The organism is Pseudomonas sp. NFACC14 (genome assembly GCF_900106885.1).
Lineage (GTDB): Bacteria > Pseudomonadota > Gammaproteobacteria > Pseudomonadales > Pseudomonadaceae > Aquipseudomonas > Aquipseudomonas fluorescens_AA.
Genome location: NZ_FNOA01000004.1, coordinates 89,323 through 113,906, shown reverse-complemented (window position 1 = coordinate 113,906; position 24,584 = coordinate 89,323). Strand labels below are relative to the sequence as shown.

Here is a 24,584-nt window from a genome sequence, read left to right as displayed (position 1 = left end):
CAATCGCACGCCGATCGCGGCTTTGCGTGGGGTGTGAATGACGAAGTGCAGTTGACGCCTTTGACTTATTGGTCCAGTTTCTAATGCAACCGAGCCCCGCAGTTCTCGTGCAGGACGCTAAGCTTGATGAACCCGGTTCGTAAACTCAAAGGGTCTTTGCAAGCCTATGAATGATGTCAGTAGCCCCTCCTCCCCTGCCATTGGCCACCCACGGTCATTCCTGTGTCGTTGATTCCCCTGGTGGTGTGTGACGACTCCAACATGGCGCGCAAACAGGTGTTGCGTGCACTGCCGACAGACTGGCCGGTTTCGGTCACCGAAGCGAACAATGGGCGCCAGGCCATGGACGCCATACGCCAGGGCCTGGGGCATGTGGTGCTGCTCGACCTGACCATGCCGGAAATGGATGGCTACCAAGTGTTGAGCGCCTTGCGCGACGAGGGATTGAAGGCGCAGGTCATCGTGATTTCCGGTGACGTCCAGGATGAGGCGGTGCGCCGCGTGCATGAACTGGGCGCGCTGGCGTTCCTGAAAAAACCCTTTGATGAAAACGACCTGCGCCAGACGCTGGCGCGGCTGGGGCTACTGGCCCAACCCAGCCAGGTGCCGTTGCAGAATCGTTCGGCCACGAACACGGCCATCAGTTTCCACGATGTGTTCCGCGAGACGGTCAACGTGGCCATCGGCCGGGCAGCGGCCCTGATCGCCAAGGTGCTGGGGGTCTTCGTGCGATTGCCGGTGCCGAACGTGAACCTCCTCGAGGTCGGGGAGTTGCACATGGCCTTGAACGACGTCGGCAGCTCCCAGCAACTCACCGCGATCTGCCAGGGGTTTATCGGCAGCGGCATCGCTGGCGAAGCCCTGTTGATCTTCCATGACTCGGAAGTCGCCGACATCGCGCAATTGATGCAGCGCCAGAGCGCCGACTATTCGGACCTGGAGATGTTGCTGGACCTTTCCAGCGTGCTGATCGGCGCGTGCCTGAGCAGCATTGCCGAACAGATCGACGTGGTGTTTTCCCAAGGCCACCCGCAGATTCTCGGCCAGCACGCGGCCATCGAGGAACTGATCCGGGACAACAGCAAGCACTGGAAAAAGACCCTGGCGGTGGAAATCAGCTACAGCCTGGAAGGGCACGATATTCGTTTCGACCTGTTGCTGTTGTTCACAGAGGACTCCATCGAACGGTTGACCCACAAACTCGCCTACCTGATGAACTGAGCCATGAGCGAATCCATCGATCTGAACGAATTCCACTGGTTGCTGGCCATCGTTCAGAGCATTGACGTCGGGGTGGTGGTGCTCGACCGCGAGTACCGCGTGCAAGTCTGGAACACCTTCATGGAGAACCGCTCCGGAGTGCAGCCCAAGGACGCGCACAACCAGGATTTTTTCAGCCTGTTCCCTGAAATCGATCGCCAATGGTTCAGCCGCAAGGTAGAAAGCGTCGCGACCCTGGGCACACCAGCGTTCACGGTCTGGGAGCAGCGGCCGTACTTGATGCGCTTCAAGAGTTACCAGCCGATCACCGGCCAGGAAGCGTTCATGTACCAGAACACCACGCTGTTACCGCTGCGCTCGCCCGACAACACCATCAAGCATATCTGCCTGGTGATCTATGACGTCACCGACGTCGCCACCAACCGGCATCAGCTCCAGGCCGCCAACGCACAGCTGCAACGACTCTCCAGCACCGATCAGCTGACAGGGCTGTACAACCGCGGTCATTGGGAGAGCAACCTGAAAGCCGCCTTCGCCCGGTACCAGCGCTACGGCCATGCGTTGAGCCTGGTCATGCTCGATATCGATCACTTCAAGCGGGTCAACGACACCTACGGTCACCAGGCTGGCGACAAGGTCATCGAGCACGTCGCCAGGCTGCTGCACGAACATGTGCGCGAATCCGACGTGGCCGGGCGTTATGGCGGTGAAGAGTTCGGCGTGGTGCTCTCGGACACCGACAAGGCCGGCGCACAGATTTTCGCCGAGCGCCTGCGCAAGGCTATCGAAGCGCTGGAAGTGCAGTTCAACGACCAGACTATCCGCTTCACCGTCAGCCTGGGAGTGGCGGACCTGAGCCAGCCCTCGAACGACCACGCCGAGCTGATCGCCAGGGCCGACCAGGCGTTGTATACCTCGAAGAAGACCGGGCGCAATCGGGTGACAGTGCATGATTAACGAACCCACTTTCTTCCAGGGTGACGGTGAGACTTGATGCCCCCACACCTCCCTTGTGGGAGCGAGCTTGCTCGCGATAGCGATGGTTCAGCAGCATTGAGGATGGCTGACGCCGTCATCGCGAGCAAGCTCGCTCCCACATGGGTTCATTGGCATTCACTCGCCAAGGTTTGAGGAAGTCTTGCCATACTTACCCAGCAACTTGAGCGTCACCCCATTCGTCCAGCCGAAGCCGTCCTGCAATTCATATTCGCCACCTCCCCCGCCGTCGCCCCGTCCGGACAGGTCGTATTTCTCCACCAACTTGTTTTCCTTGCGGTAGAGGTTCTCGACCTGCTGTAAAAAGCGGCCGCCTACCTGTTGCGCCAGCGCGGTGTGCCCGTAGCGATCCAGCCCTTCCACCGCGACCCATTGCAGCGGCGCCCAGCCATTGGGTTCGTCCCACTGCTGGCCGGTGCTGACCTGGGTGGTGGCAATACCTGCGGCACGCAACAGGCCATCACGGACCGCATCGGCGGTGCGATGGGCATGTTCGGCGCTGGCCAGGCCCGTGAACAGCGGGAAAAGCGTCGCGGCCGTGAGCTGCTGGCGTTGTTGCTGGCGTTGCCAGTCGTAGTCCACGTAAAAACCTTTGTCGGCATTCCACAGGTGCTGCTCGATGGCCCGCTGGCGCAATTCGGCGCGCCGGCCGTAAGCCTGGACGCACGGTGTGTTCTGCACCGTCTCGCAGGCTTTGGCGATGGTCTGTTCCAGATGATAGATCAGGCTATTGAGGTCCACGGGCACAATGGCCGTGGTGCGGATACTCGCCAGGTTCTGGCCATCGTCCAACCAGCGCGAACTGAAGTCCCAGCCACTTTCGGCGCCGGCGCGCAGGTCACGCCAGACTTCCTCCTTGGGCCGGTCCGGCGCCTGCTCGGCGGTGCGGACATCTTGCAACCAGGACTCCTGTCGAGGCGTCGGGCTGGCATCCCAATAGCGGTTGAGCACACTGCCATCGGCGAGTTTGACCACGTGCCGATCCGCAGCACCGGGCTTGAGTGCCTGGGCGCCCGCCATCCAATAGGCATACTCCTTCTGCAACTGTGGCAGGTATCGCCCATAGGCCTGGTCACCTTCGATACGCGCCTGCAACTCCACCATGTAGGCGAAGAATGGCGGCTGCGACCGGCTCAGGTAGTAGGTGCGATTGCCATTGGGAATGTGGCCGTAGGTGTCGATCATGTAGGCAAAGTTATCGGTCATCTGGCGGACCTGGGCCTTATCGCCGCTTTGCTCGAGACCCAGCATGGTGAAATACGAATCCCAGTAATACATCTCGCGAAAGCGTCCGCCAGGTACCACATAGGGCTGCGGCAAGGGCAACAAACTGCTGTAGGCCGGCACCTGGCTGTAGGATCGGCTCAGGATCGGCCAGAGGTTGTCGATGTGTTCCCGGATCGGAGCGCCGGGCTTGGGCGCCGGGCTTTCGGCTTGGCCAGATTCGATGAAGTTGGCTTTCACGAAAGCTTCGATATCGAAGCCGTCGTGGTCACGTCGGGCCAGGTAGTCGGCGCGGATCTGCGCCGGATCACGGTTGGGCAGTGCGTCCACGAAATGCTTCTGGTCGGTGAACACCTGACCACGCTGCACCGCCTCAAAGAGCTCGGGGTAGGCCTGGTCGGGGGGAAGATTGGCCCGTCCCTGGGCGTCGACGTAGCTCCAGGTGGCAGGCGGTTGGCTCGAACAGGCCACGCACAGCAGCGTGGCAAAGGAAAGGCTGGTGAGCTCAATAGGTCGCATCAAGGGGTCCGTCCTGTTTTTCGTTCCTGACGAACGAGTGACCTGCCGGGATGGACCTGGGTTCAGTCAATGATGCAGTGCCGGACGATGTCCAGACCAAACTGGTCAGTCCAATCTATATTTTTACTAATTGGTCTTGCCAATATTTTTTTCAGCCTGTAGTTTCGGGCCAAGGTCATGGGTGCAGGTCACCACTGGCCTACAACAAAAAAGAGAGCCCCGGTCCCGGCAGCCGCGCGCTCACAACCCTCCTCCCACCTGCTGGCAGCCACCGCCTGCAGGCCAGCCAAGGAGCATCGCCATGCTGACAGTCATCTGTAACGAACCCGGTTCGCTCACCCCCATCGAACGTGAACACCCCCTCAGGAAACCAGGGGAAATCCTGATCCGGGTCAAGCGTGTCGGGGTCTGCGGCACCGACCTGCACATCTTCACCGGTAATCAACCGTACCTCGAATATCCGCGGGTCATGGGCCACGAGTTCTCCGGGGTCGTGGAGGGCACCGACGAAGCCTGCGACCTGGCTGTCGGCGATGTCGTCTATGTGATGCCGTACCTGTCCTGCGGGACGTGCATTGCCTGCCGCCAGGGCAAGACCAACTGCTGCACCGCTATCCAGGTGCTGGGGGTTCACTGCGACGGTGCTTTCACTCAATACCTGAGCGTTCCCCATGCATTCGTGCACAAGGCCGTGGGGATTTCCCTGGACCAGGCCGCGATGATCGAATTCCTCTCGATCGGCGCTCACGCCGTGCGTCGCTCGAACATCCAGGCGCAGAAACACGCCCTGGTGGTCGGCACCGGCCCGATCGGCATGGCGGCGGCGATCTTCGCCAGCCTGCGCGGTGCGAAAGTCACCGTCCTGGATACCCGCGAGGATCGCCTGTCGTTCTGCAAGCAACACCTGAATATCCACGCCGCCGTGCACATCGGCGAAGGCGACAAGCAGGCCCTGGCCGAGCTGACCGAGGGTGATTTTTTCGACGTGGTCTTCGACGCCACCGGCAATGCCCGGGCCATGGAGCGCGGGTTCGAGTTCATCGCCCACGGCGGCACCTATGTGATGATCTCGGTGGTTCGGGACTCCATCACCTTCTCCGACCCTGAGTTCCATAAGCGAGAAGCCACGCTGATGGGCAGTCGCAACGCCACCCAGGAAGACTTTCGGCACGTCGAGCAATGCTTGCGCGACGGTTTGATTCCGGATGCGGCCCTGAACACCCACCGACTGACGCTGGCCGAGGTGCCCCACTCGTTCGCCACCTTGCTCGACCCCAAGCAAGGTGTCGTCAAGGCAATCATCGAGTGCTAGGAATCGGAGGACGCCCCCATGAACCCGCCTTCTTCTTTGCTTGTTCTGACACCCGGCGATGATGTCGCGGTGGCCCGAGGCGATATCGTCGAAGGTCAGCCGGTGAGTGCCGACGGCATCCGCCTGGTCGCCCGGCAGGCGATTCCGTCCGGCCACAAGATCGCCCTGCGCCCGGTGTTGGCCGGCCAGCGGGTGCTCAAGTACGGCCAAACCATCGGCCAGGCCACCCAGGCCATCGAGCCCGGCGATCACGTCCACGTGCACAACCTGGACATGCCCGCCAACACGGCCGAACACAGCGTACGGAACGTCTATGCCCCCACGTCGTTGAGCGAGAACCCCGCGACCTTCGAAGGTTACGTCCGCGAGGATGGACGCGTCGGCACACGCAATTACATCGGGGTCATTTCCAGCGTCAATTGCTCGGCAACCGTCTGCAAGCAGATCGCCAATGCCTTTTCTGCCGAGCGCTTGAAAGACTTCCCCAACGTCGACGGCGTCGTTGCAATCACCCATGGCAGCGGCTGTGGCATGGGTGCCCAGGGCGAAGGGATCGACATTCTCAAACGAACCCTGAGCGGCTATGCCAATCACGCCAATTTCGCCGGTGTGCTGTTGATCGGCCTGGGTTGCGAGGTCAATCAACTCACCCCGTTGATGAATGAACTGGCGGATCGCCCCGTGGCGCTCAAGGCCAGCCTGGTCATCCAGGACGAAGGCGGTACTCGCGAAGCCGTGCGACGTGGCATCGCCCACATTGAAGCGATGCTGCCCCTCATCAACCAATACCAACGGACGACCGTCGCCGCCAGCCACTTGTGCGTCGGTTTGCAATGCGGCGGCTCGGATGGCTACTCCGGTATCACGGCCAATCCGGCGCTCGGCGCGGCCGTGGACCTGCTGATGCAACAGGGCGGCACGGCGATCCTTTCGGAAACCCCGGAAATCTACGGGGCCGAACACTTGCTGACTGCCCGCGCCGCGTCTGCCGACATCGCGGCAAAATTGATGGCGCGCATCCATTGGTGGGAAGCCTACGTCCGCCACAACGACGGTGACATGAACAACAACCCTTCGCCGGGCAACAAGGCCGGGGGCATCACCACCATCCTGGAAAAATCCTTGGGCGCCGTGGCGAAAGCCGGTGCGACCGGGCTGATGGGCGTATACCAATACGCGGAAACGGTCGATGCCCGGGGCCTGGTGTTCATGGACACCCCCGGTTACGACCCGGTGTCGGCGACCGGCCAGGTGGCGGGTGGCGCCAACCTGATCTGCTTCACCACGGGCCGTGGCTCGACCTACGGGTGCAAGCCCACGCCCTCGTTGAAAATCGCCACCAACACCCGGCTGTTCCAACGCATGGAGCTGGACATGGATTTCAACGCGGGCGGCATTGTCGATGGCGTGGAATCGGTGGCCCAGGCGGGTGAGCGGTTATTCCGACTGATGCTGGCGACCGCGTCCGGGCACCGCACCTGCAGCGAGGAAAACGGCTTGGGCGATAACGAATTCCTACCCTGGCAGATCGGTGCGGTGATGTGAATGGGGGGAGTCGTTGCCCCCCCTTTCCCTGTGGGAGCGAGCTTGCTCGCGCCCACCATCAAGCGCCTATGGTAGCCTTTGCCGACTCTCCGATGGACGTCCACCCATGGTCTCACCGATCAACGCCGCCGAACGCAAGCCCTACCAGAAAATCGCCGATCAACTGCGCAACTACATCGCCCAGGGGGATTTCAAGGCAGGTTCCAGGCTTCCCCCCGAGCGCGACCTGACCCAACTGTTGGGGGTTTCCAGGCCGTCGCTTCGCGAGGCGCTGATCGCCTTGGAAATAGACGGCGACATCGAGATCAAGATGGGCTCCGGCGTGTATGTGCGTGCCCGGTCCAAGGACGGAAAAAACCCGAGCATGACTTTGGGCGAGAGCCCTTCGGAACTGATGCAGGCGCGTGCGTTGATCGAAGGTGAGTCGGTGATCCTGGCCTGTCTGCATGGCAAGAAAAGCGACTACCGCTATCTGCAGGACTGCATCGATGCCATGCGCGCGAGCATCGCCAACGGCCTGCCTCCGCTGGAGGATGACCGTAAATTCCATCAGCGCCTGGCCAAGATGAGCGGCAACTCGGCCCTGGTGCGGATCATCACCGCCCTGTTCGATGAACGACACAACCCGATTTCGGCTCACCTGAGCAAACACTCGGAGAATGCCCTGACGTGGGAAGCCGCAGTCGCCGAACACGAAGCGATCCTGCGCGCCGTAGCCCTCAAGGATGTACTGGGTGCCCAAACCTCGATGCGCCAGCACCTGAGCCGTTCGGAAAACCGCTGGCTGCGAGCGCTGGAGCCGGAAGACACGGGCGACTAGGCCTGCGGTCTTGAAATTTTGGTGGCCTGATCAAGTGCCATCGCGAGCAAGCTCGCTCCCACGGTTTGATCGGGGCGCACCTCGATTTTGCGACCAGCCCAAGCCTGCTGTGGGAGCGAGCTTGCTCGCGATGACGGCAGCACAGCCACCATCGCTGTCACAAGGCTTGCCAAACCTGATGGCCGGTCATACGTCCTCCGGCGAGTTCGGGAGCAATCGCCGACAAAATTCGTACGCCTTTGGCCACTGATACCACCCGCAAACCACCCAGAATCCAGTGGGTGATCGTCCACGCCAAAAGCAAATCAAAGCCTTGGTTGCGTTGCGCTTCGCTCTGCTTGGTCAGCGTCAAGCATTCGCAATTTGACACCACAACGCTGTCACCTATCGTTCCTCTCGAGACCGCACCCAGGGACCGGGTGGCCCGGACGCCTTTGCAGGCGCGGTCGTCAATGTCATTCCCTCAAGGAGCAACAAAATGTCTGGAGCGACCCAAACCATTGATGTGCTCGTCAATGTTGACGCCGATTACCTGCTCGCCCATCCCAACGACGTAGGCGGCGCGATTGCCATGCTGGTGACCCGCAGTGCCATCGACAGCCATGCCAATATCACCAGTGGCGAAGGCGAAGGCGGTAACGAGTTGTGGCTCGACGTAAAACCCGGTGACACCATTCGCTGGCGCGCCACCACGCTGTCGCGCAACTTCGACCGAATCGCCTTGATCAAGGACATCGAGATCGGCGACCCCCACCAGGGCGGCGATTACAAGGGCACCATTTCGAAGCCGACACCGTACAACATCCCCGGTATCCCCGTGCCTTATCTGGACAACGGCGCTCCCGGCGGCATCTCCAAAACCGACGTGACCTATACCTTCTGGCAGTCCACTGCGCTGAGCCCAGGAAAGCTCTGGTACAAAATCTACTTCGTTCTGCTGGACCGTAACCTGAACCAGATTGGCCCGACCAACACGTGGGACCCCTACATCACCGTCAATAACCAATAACTGAAAGGCAAACAGCCCTGTGGGAGCAGAGCTTGCTCGCGATTGGGTTAGCCAGTCGACAACGCCATTGCCGGTCTGCCGCCATCGCGAGCAAGCTTTGCTCCCACAGGTTTGAGGCTTATTTGAGGCTTAACTGACTGGCATTACCCTCCTAGGCCGCTTTTTCAAACTCCATCAATGCCGCCAACACCAACGGGTGCAGGACAGCGTCAGGATGTTTCGTTTGCCAGGCCATCAAGTCGCGACACATGGTTGGCGTCCAGAAGCTCTTGATGTGCTGGTACACACCCCGCACCGCCACCGCATGGTCCGGCTCACTGGCGAAATACTGACCGATCTGGTTGGCCATCTTGATCAAGCTGTCAGAACTCATCGACGCACCTCGGCTTTTTCGGCATGGCGGCGTTCCCTCAGCAGGCGGCCTTGTTCATCACTGAAGGCCTGGTAACGCTTCTGCCATTCCGAAGGCTGGCTGACCCGCACGACCTCCACCGCTGTCACCTTGTACTCCGGGCAGTTGGTGGCCCAGTCGGAGTTGTCGGTGGTGATCACATTGGCGCCCGATTCCGGGAAGTGAAACGTGGTGTAGACCACACCCGGCGCCACCCGCTCGGTCACCCTGGCGCGCAGTACCGTCTGCCCGGCACGGCTGCCGATACCCACCCAATCTTCGTCGACGATCCCGCGGTTCTCGGCATCGGTCGGATGGATTTCCAGACGGTCCTCCTCGTGCCACGCGACGTTTTCGGTGCGCCGGGTCTGGGCGCCGACGTTGTACTGGCTGAGGATACGGCCGGTGGTCAGCAGCAGCGGGTAGCGGTTGTTGACCTTCTCTTCGGTGGGCACGTAACCAGTGAGCATGAAGCGGCCCTTGCCACGCACGAACTGCTCGATGTGCATGGTCGGCGTGCCGTCCGGCGCGGCATCGTTGCAAGGCCATTGCAGGCTGCCGTGGCGCTCCAGTTCGGCGTAGCTGACGCGGGTGAAGGTCGGCGTCAGGCGGGCGATTTCATCCATGATTTCCGAGGGGTGGTTGTAGTGCATCTTGTAGCCCAGGGCATCGGCCAGGGCGATGGTGGCTTCCCAGTCGGCCTTGCCGGCCAATGGGTCCATCACCTTGCGAACACGGGAGATGCGGCGTTCGGCGTTGGTAAAGGTGCCGTCCTTCTCCAGGAACGAGCTGCCCGGCAGGAACACGTGGGCAAACTTGGCCGTCTCGTTGAGGAAGATGTCCTGGACGATCACGCATTCCAGCGCGGACAGCGCGGCCGTCACATGCTGGGTATTGGGGTCGCTCTGGGCGATGTCTTCACCTTGGCAATAAAGCGCCTTGAAGGTGCCGTCCAGGGCCGCTTCGAACATGTTCGGGATACGCAGGCCCGGGTCGGGTTGCAGGGTGACGTTCCAGGCCTGCTCGAACTCGGCGCGGACCGCTTCGTTGGAGATGTGCCGATAGCCTGGCAACTCGTGGGGGAACGAGCCCATGTCGCAGGAACCCTGGACATTGTTCTGCCCACGCAGCGGGTTCACCCCGACACCTTCGCGACCGATGTTGCCGGTCGCCATGGCCAGGTTGGCGATGCCCATGACCGAGGTGCTGCCTTGGCTGTGCTCGGTGACGCCGAGGCCGTAGTAGATGGCCGCGTTACCGCCGGTGGCGTAGAGCCGTGCCGCGGCGCGGATCTGCCCGGCAGGTACGCCGCAAACCGGGCCCAGGACCTCGGGGGAGTTTTCCGGCAGGCTGACGAAATCGCGCCAGCGGGCGAAGTCCGACGCCTCGCAGCGGGCTTCGACAAAGGGCTGGTCGATCAAGCCTTCGGTGGCAATGACATGGGCCAGCGCGTTGAGCATCGCCACGTTGGTGCCGGGACGCAGTTGCAAATGCAGTTCGGCGCGGGCGTGGGGCGAATCCACCAGGTCGATGCGCCGTGGGTCGATGACAATCAGTCGCGCCCCCTGGCGCAGGCGGCGCTTGAGCTGGGAGCCGAACACCGGGTGCGCGTCGGTGGGGTTGGCGCCCATCACCAGGATCACGTCGGCCTTCATCACCGAGTCGAAATTCTGGGTCCCGGCGGATTCGCCCAGGGTCTGCTTGAGGCCGTAACCGGTAGGCGAATGGCAGACCCGGGCACAGGTGTCGACGTTGTTGTTGCCGAATGCGGTGCGCACCAGTTTCTGCACCAGGTAGGTTTCTTCGTTGGTGCAGCGGCTGGACGTGATGCCGCCGATGGAGTCGCGCCCGTACTTGAGCTGGATCCGGCGCAGTTCGCTGGCGGCGTAGGTGACCGCCTCGTCCCAGCTGACCTCCTGCCACGGGTCGTTGATGTGCTTGCGGATCATCGGCTTGGTGATGCGATCCGGGTGCGTGGCGTAGCCCCAGGCGAATCGGCCCTTGACGCAGGAATGGCCATGGTTGGCCTGGCCGTTCTTGTCCGGGACCATGCGCACCAGTTGTTCGCCTTTCATCTCGGCGCGGAACGAGCAACCCACGCCGCAGTAGGCGCACGTGGTGATGACGCTGCGCTCCGGCTGGCCGATTTCCACGACGCTCTTGTCGATCAGGGTCGCCGTCGGGCACGCCTGTACGCAGGCGCCACAGGACACGCATTCGGAATCGAGGAAGTTGTCACCCCCGGCCGCTTCCACCCGGGAATCGAAGCCGCGCCCGCTGATGGTCAGGGCGAAGGTGCCCTGGATTTCCTCACAGGCACGCACGCAGCGGCTGCAGACGATGCACTTGCTCGGGTCGTAGTCGAAATACGGGTTGGAAACGTCCTTGGCCTCGTCCAGGTGGTTGGCGCCTTCGTAGCCATAACGCACTTCGCGCAGGCCCACCTGCCCCGCCACGGTCTGCAATTCGCAGTTGCCATTGGCCGAACAGGTCAGGCAGTCCAGCGGGTGGTCGGAAATGTACAACTCCATCACGTTGCGTCGCAGCGTGGCGAGCTTGGAAGTTTGCGTGCGCACCACCATGCCCTCGGTCACCGGCGTGGTGCAGGACGCGGGATAGCCGCGCATGCCGTCGATTTCCACCAGGCACATGCGGCAGGAGCCGAAGGCCTCAAGGCTGTCGGTGGCGCAGAGCTTGGGAATGGTGGTGCCGAGCAAGGCCGCGGCACGCATGACCGAAGTGCCGGAGGCGACGCTGATTTCGCGCCCGTCAATGGTCAGGCTGACCTGCACGTCGCTTTCACGCGCCGGGGTGCCCAGGTCGATGTCGGTGCTGGGATCGAAGATGGTAATCATTGGTCGGCCTCCGTGGTCGCCAGACCGAAGTCGGCGGGGAAATGCTTGAGGGCGCTGGCGACAGGGTAGGACGTCATTCCACCGAGGGCACAGAGCGAACCGTATTGCAGGGTGTCGCACAAGTCCTGCAGCAACAGGGCCTGTTCCTGACGGGCACCGGCTTCAGTGCTGGCGATCAAGCGATCCACCACTTCCACCCCACGGGTGGAGCCGATCCGGCACGGCGTGCACTTGCCGCAGGACTCCTCGGCGCAGAACTGCAAGGCGAACCGGGCCATCTGGGCCATGTCCAGGCTGTCGTCGGCGACCACCACACCACCGTGGCCGAGCATCGCCCCCATGGCGGCGAACGCTTCGTAGTCCAGCGGCGTATCGAACTGCGAAGGCGGCACCCAGGCACCCAACGGCCCACCCACCTGCGCGGCCTTCAGCGGGCGTCCGCTGGCGGTACCGCCGCCGTAACCTTCCACCAATTCTCGCAGGCTCAGGCCGAAGGCGCGTTCCACCAGGCCGCCGCGACGGACATTGCCAGCCAGTTGGAACGGCATCGTGCCCAGGGAGCGGCCCATGCCGAAGTCGCGATAGAACTGCGCGCCCTTCTCCAGGATGATCGGCACCGAGGTCAAGGTCAGCACGTTATGCACCAGCGTCGGCAACCCGAACAGGCCTTGCAGCGCCGGCAGCGGCGGCTTGGCGCGCACCGTGCCGCGCTTGCCCTCGAGGGATTCCAGCAGCGCCGTTTCCTCGCCGCAGATATAAGCGCCGGCACCGACCCGCACTTCCAGCTCGAACGCGCGGCCACTGCCGGCGACGTTCGCGCCCAGGTAACCGGCCTCACGGGCGATGTGCAGCGCGTCGTTCAGCGTACTGACGGCATCCGGGTACTCCGAGCGCACGTAGATATAGCCCATCGTCGCGCCTACGGCGATGCCGGCGATGATCATGCCTTCGATCAGCAGGAAGGGGTCGCCTTCCATCAGCATACGGTCGGCGAACGTGCCGGAGTCGCCTTCGTCGGCGTTGCAGACCACGTACTTCTGCGGCCCCTGGGCATCACGCACCGTGCGCCACTTGATGCCCGCCGGAAACGCCGCGCCACCCCGGCCACGCAGGCCGGAGTCCAGCACGCTGGCGACGACATCCGCGCCGTCCATCTGGATGGACCGGGCCAGGCCCAGGAAGCCGCCCCGGGCACGGTAGTCGTCCAGAGACAGCGGTTGCGTGATGCCGGCGCGCGCGAACAGCAGGCGCTGCTGGCTCTTGAGGTAGGGAATCTCCTCCACCGGCCCCAGGGCCAGTGGATGGCTGACAGGATCGCCTGCCAAGGCATCCAGCAGGCCCGGCACATCGGCCGGCGTGACAGGGCCGAAGCCCAGCCGGACGCCGGCGCTGTCCAGCTCCACCAACGGTTCCAACCAGTAGAGGCCACGGGAACTGGTGCGCAACACCGTCAGCGGCAGCTGGCGACGTTCAGCCTCACGGACCAACGCATCGGCCACCTTGTCCGCGCCCACGGCACGGGCTACCGAATCACGGGGGATACAGAGCGTCAGCATGCGCCCTCCTCCATGCAATCGTTCACCAACTGACGCAGACGCTCGGGCGTGATCCGGGCATGCAGCTCCCCGTCCAACTCCAGGGCCGGCGAGCAGACGCAGGCACCCAGGCAATAGACCGGCCGCAGGCTGATACTGCCGTCGGCGCTGGTGCCGTGATCGTCCAGCGACAATTGCTCGCGCAACTGCGCAGCCAGGGCTTCGGCGCCCATGCTTTTGCAGGACTCGGCCCGGCACAGGCGAAGCGTATGGCGCGCCGGCGGCGTGGTGCGAAAATCGTGGTAGAAACTGATGACCCCGCGCACTTCAGCCAGGCTGAGGTTCAGGGCGTGGGCGATCTCCGGGACGGCGCTGTCGGGGACATACCCGCAGCCTGCCTGGATGGCATGGAGGATAGGCAGCAAGGCACCGGGGGTGTCCTTTTCGCGCGCAAGCACGCTATGGATCAAAGGCAGGTGAAGCGTCTCATCGGGCATAAACGTACCTCGGCATCTCGAACGACACCGCCGCATGGCGGCAGCCGTCCGGAGTCTTGGCTGCGGCGTCCGGCCCACGTCACGGTAGCGTGGCACATCCGATCGCCATTCTCGCTCTCCGGCCAGGTGTCTTTGGCGCACCTGGTCCGGGGCATCTTCACAGCTTGCCACTCCCGGGGGTTGGCGATTGCACATGGACGACGAAACGTGTTCTGAAAGCGACTCCTTGAAAGCCGTCCCCGTTAATCAGCGTGCCTGAGCAAGTATAGACATACGCCGTATCCGCTTATTCGAACCGTCACTCCGCCTTAATGGGCTTGGCGCAATGCATTGGCAACCAGCGTAAATGCAGGCGAAGGTTGCCGCCGGCTGGGATAGTACAAATAGTAGCCTGAAAACGGCGGACACCAATCTTCCAGCACGCGCACCAGCCGCCCCTCTTGAAGATGGGGTTCAAACTCCTCCTCGGGCAGATAGGCAATGCCCAGCCCGGCCACCGCCGCCTGCACGATATGAGTCGACGTGTTGAAAATGAGCTGGCCGTCCACTCGCACGTTGACCTGTTTGCCTCGCCGTTCGAAATCCCAGACATAGAGCCCACCCGATGTCGGCATGCGCTGGTTGATGCAACGATGGTTCATCAAGTCGCGCGGATGCCCGGGAACGGCGCGAGTGACGAAATACGCTGGCGAAGCCACGGCCGCCATCCGCAGCGGCGGGCCGATCGGGACCGCAACCATGTCCTTGTCGATGGTATCGCCCAGGCGCACGCCCGCATCGAAACGATCCGCCACGATGTCTCGAAACCCGTAGCTGACGTCGAACTCGACATTGATATCCGGGTAGTCGTGTAGCAGCCCGATCAGTTTGGGTAGCAAGGTCGTGCGCAGGACATGGTCACCGCAGGTGATGCGTACAGTGCCTGCGGGTTTGTCGCGCATGTCCGTGAGCATATCCAGCTCGGCTTCTATCTCATCGAAGCGATTACCGATGGCCTGCAACAGCCGTTCACCGGCAATGGTCGGCGAAACGCTGCGGGTGGTGCGCGTCAGCAACCGGATCTGCAGGCGTGCTTCCAGGCCACTGATCGCCTGGCTCAGCGCCGATTGTGTGACACCCAGCACCCCGGCAGCTCGCGTGAAGCTGCCTTCGCGCGCCACGGTGACGAAAGACAGCAGATCGTTGAGATTTCTTTTGACCATGGCAAGAGCACTTCAAGCAGATTGATTAGCCCTGCTTATAGCCTTGTTAAGCACTCATTAGCTAGTCGCATAACTGCTCCCAGGTCACCATGAACCCCATGAACAGAAAAACATGCACCGTTGCGATGAGATGGGCCCGGCTTGGTTTGCTGACCGTAATGCTCGTGCCTGGCAGCTATGCAACGCCCAATGCTGCCGCGTCGGCATCTTCAAAAGGGGAGAACACGGCTATGTGGATGACCGTCGGCGAACAACGCTTCGCCATCGCCCTGGCCGACAACGCTGCCGCCCGCGCGTTTGTCACGTTATTGCCGCTGACGTTGCAGATGAGCGATCTCAACCGTAACGAGAAATACGCCCCCCTCCCCCAAGCGCTGCCTGCCGAAGCAAACAAGCCGGGAACGATCCGCACCGGCGACTTGATGCTGTACGGCACGGACACCCTGGTCGTCTTTTACACGAACTTCAACTCGACCTACGCCTACACGCGCCTGGGACAAGTGGACGACACCGCGAAACTGGCTCAAGCGCTGGGCCGGCGGGATGTGAAAGTGACGTTTTCCCAACATTGATTACCCCGCAACGACAGGATTCCCAATGAAAAAGATCATCGTTTTACTCACCCTTCTTGTCTGTTCAATCTCAGCAACAGGAGCCGATATGTCCAACGGCGCAGATAACTTTTATACCAGCGACGACGTGACCGTACAGAAGGTCAATTTCAAGAACCAATATCAAATGAACGTGGCAGGTAACCTGTTCATCCCGAAAAAACTCACTGGCAAGACAAGAAGTCCGGCGATTGTCGTAGGCCACCCGATGGGCGCGGTCAAGGAGCAGAGCGCCAACCTCTATGCCACGAAAATGGCGGAAAGAGGCTTCGTGACCCTCTCCCTGGACTTGTCATTCTGGGGCGAAAGCGAGGGGCGACCGCGCAATGCCGTCTCGCCGGATATCTATGCCGAGGACTTCAGCGCCGCGGTGGACTTTCTCGGCGCCCAGCCTTTCGTCGACAAGGAGCGCATTGGTGCCATCGGCATCTGTGGCAGTGGCAGCTTCGTGATCAGCGCAGCCAAGATCGACCCACGCATGAAAGCCATCGCAACGGTGAGCATGTATGACATGGGTGGCGTCAACCGCAACGGATTGAAGCACTCCCAAACCCTCGAACAACGCCGGGCGATCATCGCCCAAGCCACACAGCAGCGTAACGTGGAGTTCGCGGGCGGTGAAACGCTTTACACCAGCGGTACAGTGCATCAGTTGGATGAAAACACCCACCCTATCCAACGTGAGTTCTATGACTTCTACCGCACCCCGCGCGGTGAGTTCACGCCCTCCGGCTCGTCCAGAGACCTGACCACGCACCCGACGCTGACCAGCAACATCAAGTTCATGAATTTCTATCCGCTCAATGACATCGAGACCATTTCGCCTCATCCGATGTTGTTCATTGCCGGAGCCGATGCTCATTCCAGGGAGTTCAGCGAAGAGGCTTACAAGCTCGCCGGTCAACCCAAGGAACTTGTCATCATTCCTGGGGCTGGCCATGTCGATCTTTATGATCGGGTCAACCTCATTCCATTCGATAAGCTGACAACCTTTTTCCAGAGCAATCTGAGGTGACAAGGGGGTAGTTTTTCCCCCTTCATCCTACGCGACTACTTGATCTTGTTCTGGGCGCACAACTCCCGGAGTTCCGCGGTAAACGGCAGCAGTTCGATATTGCTGCCCACGACATACGCCGACGGAGAGGTGCTGCCGGCGCTCGAACTTGATGACGCGCCATCCATCGCCCTTAACCCACTACCGTGATAGGCCTTGTAATAGAACACGGTAAACTGCGCAAACGGATAACGCTTGGCCAGTTGCGTCAATTTGGCCGAGCAGGAACGCGGCTGTAACAAGGAACTAGCACGTGGGTCGTCGACCGTACAGGGCGAGTCTGAGTTGTAAATGGTGACCGTCGGAATCTGCCCTGACGCAACGGCATACTGGGTGTAAAGAGCGTCAAAGTTAAGCAGCATCCGCTCCTCGGCATGCCCCGTGAAGGTCCAGGTATTGACCTTCCATTGCTGGGCCAGCACATCGGCCACGTTGGCGCGCAAGGCTTTTGTCTTCGATACCGTTTGACGATTGATTTCGTTCTGCAGGTATTGAGCGCTGGACTTGTCTACGCCACCTTGTTTTTGTTGCGGCAGGCCTTTGTTAGGCAACACCTGTGGTACGGAGTCGGGGCTGGCCGGCAAGCCTTGGTTCAATATGCCCGCCACGATCTGACCGGCATTGGCCGCACTCCAGAACAGATGAAACTGGCGGCTGCCCGCAAAAGTGAGGACAGTCCATAATCGCTTCTTTTCCTTGTCCTGGGCGATTGCGGCAAAGGCTTCGTCCAGCGAATCGAAACATTCAGGCATCGTTGCCGTCTCCCGCAGGTTTTCCTGGGAGGACAGCTTAGTACAAGCGATAGCGGGCGTTGCGTCTTGAGCGGTTATCATGCCGACTTTGCCAGCTCTTCTGCCGTACCGCGCCCTGCGGGAATGACCTACACAATTCACAAGCAGGGAAGGTAAAGAGCTCAAGTCGCATGGCTACCGAGTCCGTAACGCTATTCTCACTGGAATCGCACCGGAACATATCGCCGGTTACCCCCTTTGAGCCCAACAGTCATGTCATATTCAGGCGCCTCCCCCAAGGCTCCAGGCAGCAGGAAATCAACAGAAACCATCGCTATGCTAACCACAGAGAGATGAGTCAGGAACGACCGTCCCAAGTGTAATATCAAGGAGGATTGGATAATGCGGGAAGCAACCACCGGACTCGAAAAACAGATAGAAATCGCGACAAAACTACTCTCCCTGTCGGCAAAAATCGGATTACTGATTGGCGGCACGTGCATTGTCAGTTATCTATTGAGCAACGGTCATTACCCGCAAGGCGTATCCGTTGGAGACAGTTTGTTATTCCTGGTCACGGCGTTTTGCTTTGGCCTGGTCTGCATTTATTTTTCTGCAGCCGTTACAGCGACCGGGATATTGCTTTCCCCGATCTTTATCCCCGTGCTTAGGGGCTTCGTCTGGCTGCATGGAAAATTCTCCGATAAAAACCCCATATTGGAATTCAAACGCCCAAAAATAACGTTCTTCTCAGTATTTTTTGGAATATGCGGCGCGCTGACCATTTATTTCCTGACCCATAAAAGCCCCTTGGAACACATTCAACTCATCCTCCTGCCGATTTTTCAGTACATCGTTTATTCAGCCTATCTGGAACAGAACAAAAAAATAAAAGCAGCGCAGCCATCGGCACCTGCCATCGTCGATTCCGAACATCCTGACCTGAATCCCCCTGACGAAATGAAACCCTTGAAAAGAACCAGGGCAATGATCGCGGGGGTCATCCTCCTGACGCCCCTTCTCATGGGTGGCGTGACTTCCGACTTGCTGCAAGCGGCCATGAGCTTCGCGCAGATACGCATAGAAAGGGCAACGATTCTGGTGAAACCGCCTTACGCCAACCTATTGCCAGCCCCCAAGGATTCCCCGCTGGAAAATTACAAACGATTTGAAAATGCGACGGTAATTTTCCGAGGCGTTGGCAATTCGACGCTCATTGAAATGCACACCGAGGAAACGGCGATCCGGTTGGAGATCCCCAATGACTCGATCATTGTCGAGCGCCGCGTGAAGCCCGTTGCCAAAATCAGGAAAAGTCCTGAGAAAACGGAAAGCTGATACCATCCGAACATTGACACGCCGAGCAGAACGACATGAATCGCCGCAAGAAAATAAACCAGTTACTGAAGGCTAACGCCAAAAAAGCCAGTGCCAAGCTGGCACCCAAAAGCAAGAATCAATACATCAGCAAGGCCGACCGCCTGAAACTGGCGGCTGAAGCCAGTGACGCGCCCATCACACCTGCGCAAGGCTGATCCACGTCACCGCCCCCCCTTGAAGCGCTGCGCCAAAACCGCCGCGCCTGGCTGCCGATCTCAAACTTGCGCTTCAGTCCTGCCGGGCTGGCTCCAGGCCGCCGCCCCTCCCCTTGAAATCATCTGCCCTCGGCGAAATTTCGGACCATCAGTCAAATTACGTCTTGCGCTAAATATATGGAAATACGAATATTCATTTTTCCATATATTATGTTTTCGACCGGACGGGAGAGGTGCAATGACTGAGTTTTCCAGCGAACCCCCAAATGACTTTCCAAATCTGGACCTGTCACTTTTCGATGTACCTACGCCGGAAAAGCTCGCGCAGAGCGCAGAACCACAGCACAAGCCGCGCATACTTCTACTGTACGGATCAACCCGCGAGCGCTCCTTCAGTCAGTTGCTGACCCGCGAAGCGGCACGCCTGTTGGAGCTCATGGGCGCCGAAACCGCAATCTTCGATCCCTCCGGGCTGCCGCTGCCGGACGATGCGCCCGTCGATCATCCCAAGGTGCAGGAACTGCGCGACTTGGTGATGTGGTCGGAAGGCCAGGTTTGGTGCTCGCCGGAACGCCATGGTTCGATGTCGGCGGTGTTCAAGGCCCAGATCGACTGGATCCCGCTCGCCCTGGGCGCGGTTCGCCCCTCACAGGGCAAGACGTTGGCGGTGATGCAAGTGTGCGGCGGCTCGCAATCCTTCAACACGGTGAACCAACTTCGCGTGTTGGGTCGTTGGATGCGCATGGTCACGATCCCCAATCAATCCTCCGTCCCCAAAGCCTTCCTTGAGTTCGACGAAGCCGGGCGCATGAAGCCGTCGTCCTATTACGACCGGGTTGTCGATGTCATGGAGGAATTGATGAAGTTCACCTTGCTGGTGCGTGGCAGAGAAGCCTATTTGGTCGACCGCTACTCCGAGCGCAAGGAAAGCGCCGAAGCGCTCTCCAAACGCGTTAACCAGACCGCTATCTAGACGCAGCGGCAGTGATGGGTGGAGAGCTTGCGCTGCCGCAGAATCAGGATGTGCTGCGTTTGGCTTTTCGAGGCAAAATACGCCCTTGAACCGCAAGGAACGCACGAGTGAGCGCTATTACATCCAAACCCTCCAGCCCAACCCTGAGTCAGGGATCGAAACACCATGGATGAACGACAAGCAGCCATCAAGAACAAGATCCGCGCCGTGGTGAGGAGTAGCGAATCCGACGAGATCACCTATCGATCAGAGTGGCTCGGTTACCTGCCCTTCCCGGTGTTTCAATGGGTTGAATATCAAGGCGAGAGCTTTTCCAGCGACTTCCCCTTCGATTGGACCCTTGAGGATTTGACGAGTCTTGAGCGGACGGGGTTCTTGGAAACGCTGGAAGCCTACGAAAATCCGGAGGACCATTTTGATCGGGATATCAGGTATCGCGTTCATGTGGGATGCGCATAACGGTTGGCAGGGGAAAATGGACAACCTGAGGAAAGGAAATGGGCATTCTTGATCGCTTGTTCGGCGGCCGCTTCAGCCTGCCGCCACCGGAGGAAACGACTGTCAGCGACGCGGCGATCATGCGGGAGTTGCACCCCTATCGCTCCGGGCTCAAGGCGTTTGCCCAAGCCCTGTTGGCCCGCATGCCGGAAGGCGAACGCGCCCGGCTGGTCAGGCGTGTGCTGCGCATTTACGGCTCGGGCCAGGAGCCGGCCACGGCCCTGGTGGAAGGCCTGTTGGATGCGGACAAGGGCCAGAAGCTCGACCACTTGGCTTTGCTAGGCGTCGACTGGAAAGGCTTTGATGGTTTCGAGTATCTGGTGCCTTACCTGGTCAGCGCCAGCGGGGTGAAAGAAACTTACCCCTACCGCCATGAGGGCACGCTGTCGATGTCGCAGACGCTGGCCAATTTCGACCGATGGCTGACGGCGTTCGATAAACGCTATCTGCACCTGGACTGCGGTGGCGACGAATATATAGGGTTCGTCGCCGAGGCAGACCAGGTCGAAGCCATGATCGAACTCGCGCGGCAGGCAGGTCTTGAAGCGCACATCGAGCGCTTCTGAACCAGAAGATGCATTCGCCGAGCATCGTTCTCCCGCTGAACGAAGCGAACAGCATGACAGTCGGAGCAACAGGACCCTCGACAAAGAAACCTGGCCCATGCTCCTACGACCCACTGCCCTCGCGACCTTGTTCACCCTGGCTGCCGGCACGGCAACCGCTGCGCCGGAACCACTGCGCCTGGAAAGCCTGAAACGCTGTGGCGACCTGCTGGAAAGCCAGCATCAGGACTGGTGCCTGACAGCGCGCGGGTTGGGCGACCGCACGCCACAACTCAAGTTGGGCGCAAAGGCGCTGCCCGCGGACACGGTCCAGCGTGAAGGGGAAACCCTGCGCTTGCGCCTGGACAGCGCCGATTACCAGAGTGGCCCGCTCTGGCTGGAAGACGGCCCCCGCACCAGCAATGCCGCCTGGCTGACCTTGCGCAACAGTCATGTGCTGGCCGCCGGGCCGGACGAAGTGGCGAAGAACATGGACGGCCTGACCACCTACGTCGACCTGGTCAGCGTGCTGATCGAGGAAGACCGTGATGGTCGTCAGGAAGCCGAGCGTCTGGCCCAGAAATACGGAGCGAAAGTGGTCGGTAGCATCGCGCCGCTGAACCTGTACCAACTTCGCCTGCCGGCCAAGGACCTGGTGCAGCGTGACGCCTTGGTCCTGCGTCTGGGCAGCGAGACCAGCGTGGATGCCGTGGTCACCGAGGAGTCCTCGGCCGAAGAAACCGAGCAGGCCCCTGCCCAGCCTGAAGAACCGAAGAAACCGGCCCTGGACTCCGACGAATGGGCCGCGAATCGTTTTCTCGACGCGGTGAATTATTACCAACGACGCATCCCCGGGCGACAGCCGCCCATCCAGCCGCAACCGGTGCGCATCGGCCTGATCGAGCGCGATGTGGATTTCGACACGACGGATTTCGCGGACTACCTCGGTGCGTGCTCGCCACCGCGCACCTGCGTCTACGCCCGTGATGCGGACAAACCGGACAACCACGGCACAACTGTCGCCGGCATCCTCGCCGCACGCTGGGACGACAACGGCAACACCGGTTTTCTCCGTGGCCTGGACAAGGCCAGCGGTGGCTTCGAGGTCATCGTCGAACGTAATTCCGATGCCGGGATCACCGCCAACATCGCCGCCTCGGTCAACCTCGTGGAAGATGGCGTGCGCGTGCTCAATTGGAGTTGGGGCATCCATCGCGTCGGCACCAAAGATATCAAAGGCGATGACGTCGACTCGCTGCTGCGCTCGGGCCTGGCCATGGGTGGCTACGAAGAACTGCTGGAAGAATTTTTCCTCTGGCTGCGCAAGGCGCACCCCGACGTGATCGTGGTGAACTCCGCCGGCAATGGCTCCTCGTTCTCGGGCAGCGATGAATACCGCCTGCCCTCCTCCTTCATCACCGAGCAATTGCTGGTGGTCGGTGGGCACCAGCGCAGCGAACGCTCCGGCGTCGCCGTCGACGACCCGGCTTATGCGGTCAAGCGCAGCTCCTCGAACATCGACATGCGCGTCGACATCACTGCCGCCGCTTGCGCCCACGCCTCGACCACCAATGCCGGCCAGGACAGCGCGGTGCATTGCGGCACGTCCTACGCCACGCCCATGGTCGCGGGCCTGCTGGCGGCGATGCTGTCCATCAACCCGAAACTGCAACCCGAACAGTTGCGCATGCTGCTACGCCGCAGCGCCATGACCATCGGCGACAACCACGACTTCGAACAGATGGACGCCGAAGACCTCACCGCCCCTATCCTGCCGTCGGAGCGTCGCTACCAACTCAACGACAAGGACGTCGGCCGCTCGGCGCGGCTGGACATGCAAAAGGCCCTGGACCTGGCCGCGCAAAGCCGTGACCGGGTGCGCTGAACCGGTGGGTCATGGGGCCAGTCGGTGGATGGAGCGCACCGAGCTCGAAGGAAAGTTGCAAGCCGTTACCTGCCGATGCCATTCGCCTTGAAGAGCCAGTCCAGCGCCTCTTGCACCGTTGGGGCAGCTACATCGGATGGGCTCGATTCAATCTGCCCGGCGGTGCGTTGAAACAGGTCCCTCACACCGGGAAGCACCGCTACAGGCATGTTGGCGGCACGCAACTGACGCTCGGCCTCTTCGACCTCTTTCAGGCGGCGCGGAGCATGGACAACGTGCGTGCGGATCAGGGCACCGAGAAAGTCGGGCAGACTCGCTTGATCAATGTCGCTCAAGGCGTCGTGCAGCTTGCCAGTCACCCCTTGTTTTTCAGCAGCCATGAAGCATTCAATCGTCAGGGCTTCCAGCCCTTTGGTAAAAACGCTACGCAGGATCTTCAGCGCCGCCGCGTCACCCGCGACACCGTCTTCCACGGCCTTGAGCGGTGCTCCAGCGGATGCGAACAGCGTAATCGCCCGATCCAGCCCCACCCCCGCACCGAGCAGATTGGTTTTCTCGTGGGTCAGGGCAATAGCGCCAAGAATGGCGACGTCAACATAGGCAATGCCCAACGCCAAGGCGTGTGCGGCGGCGATTCTGATCTGAGCGGGATCGGCGGTGGTCATATCCACGAACAGCGCGTTCTTGCGCATGCTGCCGAGCGCCTGTTCGGCAACCGACAGGGAGACCGTTCCGAAGACACACGACACCACCACATCGCACTCGGGCACTGCATCGGGGATGGACGTCGAAATATCCAACCCCAACTGCGTTGCGAACGCCTGGGCACGAGGGGACGGCTTCAAATCACACAAAACGATGTCATGTCCCGCGCTTGACCAAGGCCGCGCGTAGGTGAGGCCGACTTCGCCAGCTCCGATAATTCCGATTTTCATTGTCGAGGTTTCCGATTCAGTGCGCCGCATAGGCGCCTTTGTAAGTGCCGGCAGCAATTTGTGCCAACATCTCTGCCTCTTTTTGCTCGGTCGCCCAGCACCGTTGCAGCAGGCTTTCTGCTTCCGATGCCGGGAACGCCACGATGCCATCGTGATCACCCACCACGATATCGCCAGGTGAAACGAGCATGCCTGCGATGCTGACCGGCACGTTGATTTCACCAGGGCCGTTCTTGTACGGGCCACGATGGAATCCCGCTCGCGCGAACATTGGGAATGTTCCTTTCCCTATTGTCGCCAGATCACGAATGGCACCGTCCACCACAACACCGGCCGCACCGCGCTTTTCGGCGATTGCCGCCATGATGTCCCCCATCAAGGCCCGGCTGATATCGCCTCCGCCATCGACCACCAATACCTGGCCGGGACTGAGGATTTCCAGCGCTTGATGAATCGCGCGGTTATCCCCGCAGGGGACTCTCACGGTCAGCGCGATACCCGCCATGGTGCCTTCTATTCGATGGAATGGCTTAAGCAGCGCGCCGGGTAAACGGTCCAGGCAGTCGCTGATAATGGAAGTGGACGTGCGGGTATAGGCCGCCAGCAGGGTGCTGATGTCGGACGATGGAGCGATAGCGTTCATGTGGACTCCTCGGGTGTCTGATAGCTCCGAGGATAAAGAGGCTGCCAA

At 60.8% G+C, this 24,584-nt stretch carries 24 protein-coding genes; 14 read left to right on the top strand and 10 right to left on the bottom strand.

What is annotated here, in order from left to right:
* Positions 1-222: 222 nt before the first annotated feature.
* Complete coding sequence (locus tag BLU85_RS09155) at positions 223-1,221, top strand: response regulator (RefSeq protein WP_092198055.1); 999 nt, start codon at positions 223-225, stop codon at positions 1,219-1,221.
* Positions 1,222-1,224: 3 nt separating this feature from the next.
* Positions 1,225-2,178 carry a sensor domain-containing diguanylate cyclase gene (locus tag BLU85_RS09150; RefSeq protein ID WP_092198052.1) on the top strand — a complete coding sequence of 318 codons (954 nt, stop codon included), beginning with the start codon at positions 1,225-1,227 and terminating at the stop codon, positions 2,176-2,178.
* A 156-nt stretch (positions 2,179-2,334) separates the two neighbouring features.
* Here the strand turns inward: BLU85_RS09150 and treA are convergent, their stop codons facing one another.
* A complete protein-coding gene (treA, locus tag BLU85_RS09145; RefSeq protein WP_092198049.1) occupies positions 2,335-3,960 on the bottom strand; it encodes an alpha,alpha-trehalase TreA in 1,626 nt (541 codons plus the stop codon).
* A 301-nt stretch (positions 3,961-4,261) separates the two neighbouring features.
* Here treA and BLU85_RS09140 point away from each other — a divergent pair, with 301 nt between their 5' ends.
* The 3 genes from BLU85_RS09140 (at position 4,262) to BLU85_RS09130 (ending at position 7,637) form a co-directional block, all read left to right on the top strand.
* On the top strand, positions 4,262-5,272 hold the full coding sequence (locus BLU85_RS09140; protein ID WP_092198046.1) for a zinc-binding alcohol dehydrogenase family protein: 1,011 nt from the start codon (positions 4,262-4,264) through the stop codon (positions 5,270-5,272).
* A gap of 18 nt (positions 5,273-5,290) precedes the next feature.
* Positions 5,291-6,817, top strand: coding sequence for a UxaA family hydrolase (locus BLU85_RS09135; protein ID WP_092198043.1), 1,527 nt, complete (start codon positions 5,291-5,293; stop codon positions 6,815-6,817).
* A gap of 106 nt (positions 6,818-6,923) precedes the next feature.
* Positions 6,924-7,637 (top strand): FadR/GntR family transcriptional regulator, encoded by a 714-nt coding sequence (locus BLU85_RS09130; RefSeq protein ID WP_092198040.1) that lies wholly within the window; start codon positions 6,924-6,926, stop codon positions 7,635-7,637.
* A 157-nt stretch (positions 7,638-7,794) separates the two neighbouring features.
* Here the strand turns inward: BLU85_RS09130 and BLU85_RS09125 are convergent, their stop codons facing one another.
* Complete coding sequence (locus tag BLU85_RS09125; RefSeq protein ID WP_092198037.1) at positions 7,795-7,989, bottom strand: hypothetical protein; 195 nt, start codon at positions 7,987-7,989, stop codon at positions 7,795-7,797.
* Positions 7,990-8,115: 126 nt separating this feature from the next.
* Here BLU85_RS09125 and BLU85_RS09120 point away from each other — a divergent pair, with 126 nt between their 5' ends.
* A complete protein-coding gene (locus BLU85_RS09120; protein ID WP_092198034.1) occupies positions 8,116-8,646 on the top strand; it encodes an AidA/PixA family protein in 531 nt (176 codons plus the stop codon).
* Between the two features lie 151 nt (positions 8,647-8,797).
* Here BLU85_RS09120 and BLU85_RS09115 read toward each other — a convergent pair whose 3' ends face one another.
* The 5 genes from BLU85_RS09115 to BLU85_RS09095 all read right to left on the bottom strand — a co-directional run bounded on the left by BLU85_RS09115 (position 8,798) and on the right by BLU85_RS09095 (position 15,126).
* Positions 8,798-9,019, bottom strand: a complete 222-nt coding sequence (locus BLU85_RS09115) for a formate dehydrogenase subunit delta (protein ID WP_092165271.1) — start codon at positions 9,017-9,019, stop codon at positions 8,798-8,800.
* Positions 9,016-11,892, bottom strand: coding sequence for a formate dehydrogenase subunit alpha (gene fdhF, locus BLU85_RS09110; protein WP_092198031.1), 2,877 nt, complete (start codon positions 11,890-11,892; stop codon positions 9,016-9,018). Before fdhF ends, BLU85_RS09115 begins: the two co-directional genes overlap by 4 nt.
* A complete protein-coding gene (locus BLU85_RS09105; protein WP_092198028.1) occupies positions 11,889-13,448 on the bottom strand; it encodes a formate dehydrogenase beta subunit in 1,560 nt (519 codons plus the stop codon). Before BLU85_RS09105 ends, fdhF begins: the two co-directional genes overlap by 4 nt.
* A complete protein-coding gene (locus tag BLU85_RS09100) occupies positions 13,442-13,924 on the bottom strand; it encodes a formate dehydrogenase subunit gamma (protein WP_092198024.1) in 483 nt (160 codons plus the stop codon). The genes BLU85_RS09105 and BLU85_RS09100 overlap by 7 nt, the downstream gene beginning before the upstream one ends.
* Positions 13,925-14,232: 308 nt before the next feature.
* Positions 14,233-15,126, bottom strand: coding sequence for a LysR family transcriptional regulator (locus BLU85_RS09095; protein ID WP_092198021.1), 894 nt, complete (start codon positions 15,124-15,126; stop codon positions 14,233-14,235).
* 125 nt (positions 15,127-15,251) lie between these two features.
* Here BLU85_RS09095 and BLU85_RS09090 point away from each other — a divergent pair, with 125 nt between their 5' ends.
* Positions 15,252-15,698: a cyclophilin-like fold protein gene (locus tag BLU85_RS09090; protein ID WP_092198018.1), complete on the top strand. Its 447-nt coding sequence runs from the start codon at positions 15,252-15,254 to the stop codon at positions 15,696-15,698.
* Between the two features lie 25 nt (positions 15,699-15,723).
* The gene (locus tag BLU85_RS09085) at positions 15,724-16,752 is read left to right on the top strand and encodes an alpha/beta hydrolase (RefSeq protein WP_092198015.1); all 1,029 of its coding nucleotides are present in this window, start codon (positions 15,724-15,726) and stop codon (positions 16,750-16,752) included.
* A gap of 35 nt (positions 16,753-16,787) precedes the next feature.
* Here the strand turns inward: BLU85_RS09085 and BLU85_RS09080 are convergent, their stop codons facing one another.
* Positions 16,788-17,624, bottom strand: a complete 837-nt coding sequence (locus BLU85_RS09080; protein WP_092198012.1) for a hypothetical protein — start codon at positions 17,622-17,624, stop codon at positions 16,788-16,790.
* Between the two features lie 300 nt (positions 17,625-17,924).
* Between BLU85_RS09080 and BLU85_RS09075 the strand changes: the two genes are divergently transcribed.
* The 6 genes from BLU85_RS09075 (at position 17,925) to BLU85_RS09050 (ending at position 22,958) form a co-directional block, all read left to right on the top strand.
* Positions 17,925-18,860 (top strand): hypothetical protein, encoded by a 936-nt coding sequence (locus BLU85_RS09075; RefSeq protein ID WP_092198009.1) that lies wholly within the window; start codon positions 17,925-17,927, stop codon positions 18,858-18,860.
* 35 nt (positions 18,861-18,895) lie between these two features.
* Positions 18,896-19,057, top strand: a complete 162-nt coding sequence (locus tag BLU85_RS09070) for a DUF2986 domain-containing protein (RefSeq protein WP_092198006.1) — start codon at positions 18,896-18,898, stop codon at positions 19,055-19,057.
* Between the two features lie 238 nt (positions 19,058-19,295).
* On the top strand, positions 19,296-20,030 hold the full coding sequence (gene arsH, locus BLU85_RS09065; protein ID WP_092198003.1) for an arsenical resistance protein ArsH: 735 nt from the start codon (positions 19,296-19,298) through the stop codon (positions 20,028-20,030).
* Positions 20,031-20,195: 165 nt separating this feature from the next.
* Positions 20,196-20,489 carry a hypothetical protein gene (locus BLU85_RS09060; RefSeq protein ID WP_092198000.1) on the top strand — a complete coding sequence of 98 codons (294 nt, stop codon included), beginning with the start codon at positions 20,196-20,198 and terminating at the stop codon, positions 20,487-20,489.
* A gap of 38 nt (positions 20,490-20,527) precedes the next feature.
* The gene (locus BLU85_RS09055) at positions 20,528-21,094 is read left to right on the top strand and encodes a DUF6630 family protein (protein ID WP_092197997.1); all 567 of its coding nucleotides are present in this window, start codon (positions 20,528-20,530) and stop codon (positions 21,092-21,094) included.
* A gap of 97 nt (positions 21,095-21,191) precedes the next feature.
* Positions 21,192-22,958 (top strand): S8/S53 family peptidase, encoded by a 1,767-nt coding sequence (locus tag BLU85_RS09050; protein WP_092197994.1) that lies wholly within the window; start codon positions 21,192-21,194, stop codon positions 22,956-22,958.
* A 65-nt stretch (positions 22,959-23,023) separates the two neighbouring features.
* On the opposite strand, the gene BLU85_RS09045 is transcribed toward BLU85_RS09050, so the two are convergent.
* Together BLU85_RS09045 and BLU85_RS09040 are read right to left on the bottom strand one after the other, a co-directional pair.
* Positions 23,024-23,893 (bottom strand): NAD(P)-binding domain-containing protein, encoded by an 870-nt coding sequence (locus BLU85_RS09045; protein WP_170847557.1) that lies wholly within the window; start codon positions 23,891-23,893, stop codon positions 23,024-23,026.
* A 16-nt stretch (positions 23,894-23,909) separates the two neighbouring features.
* Complete coding sequence (locus tag BLU85_RS09040) at positions 23,910-24,536, bottom strand: RraA family protein (RefSeq protein WP_218189369.1); 627 nt, start codon at positions 24,534-24,536, stop codon at positions 23,910-23,912.
* Positions 24,537-24,584: the final 48 nt, after the last annotated feature.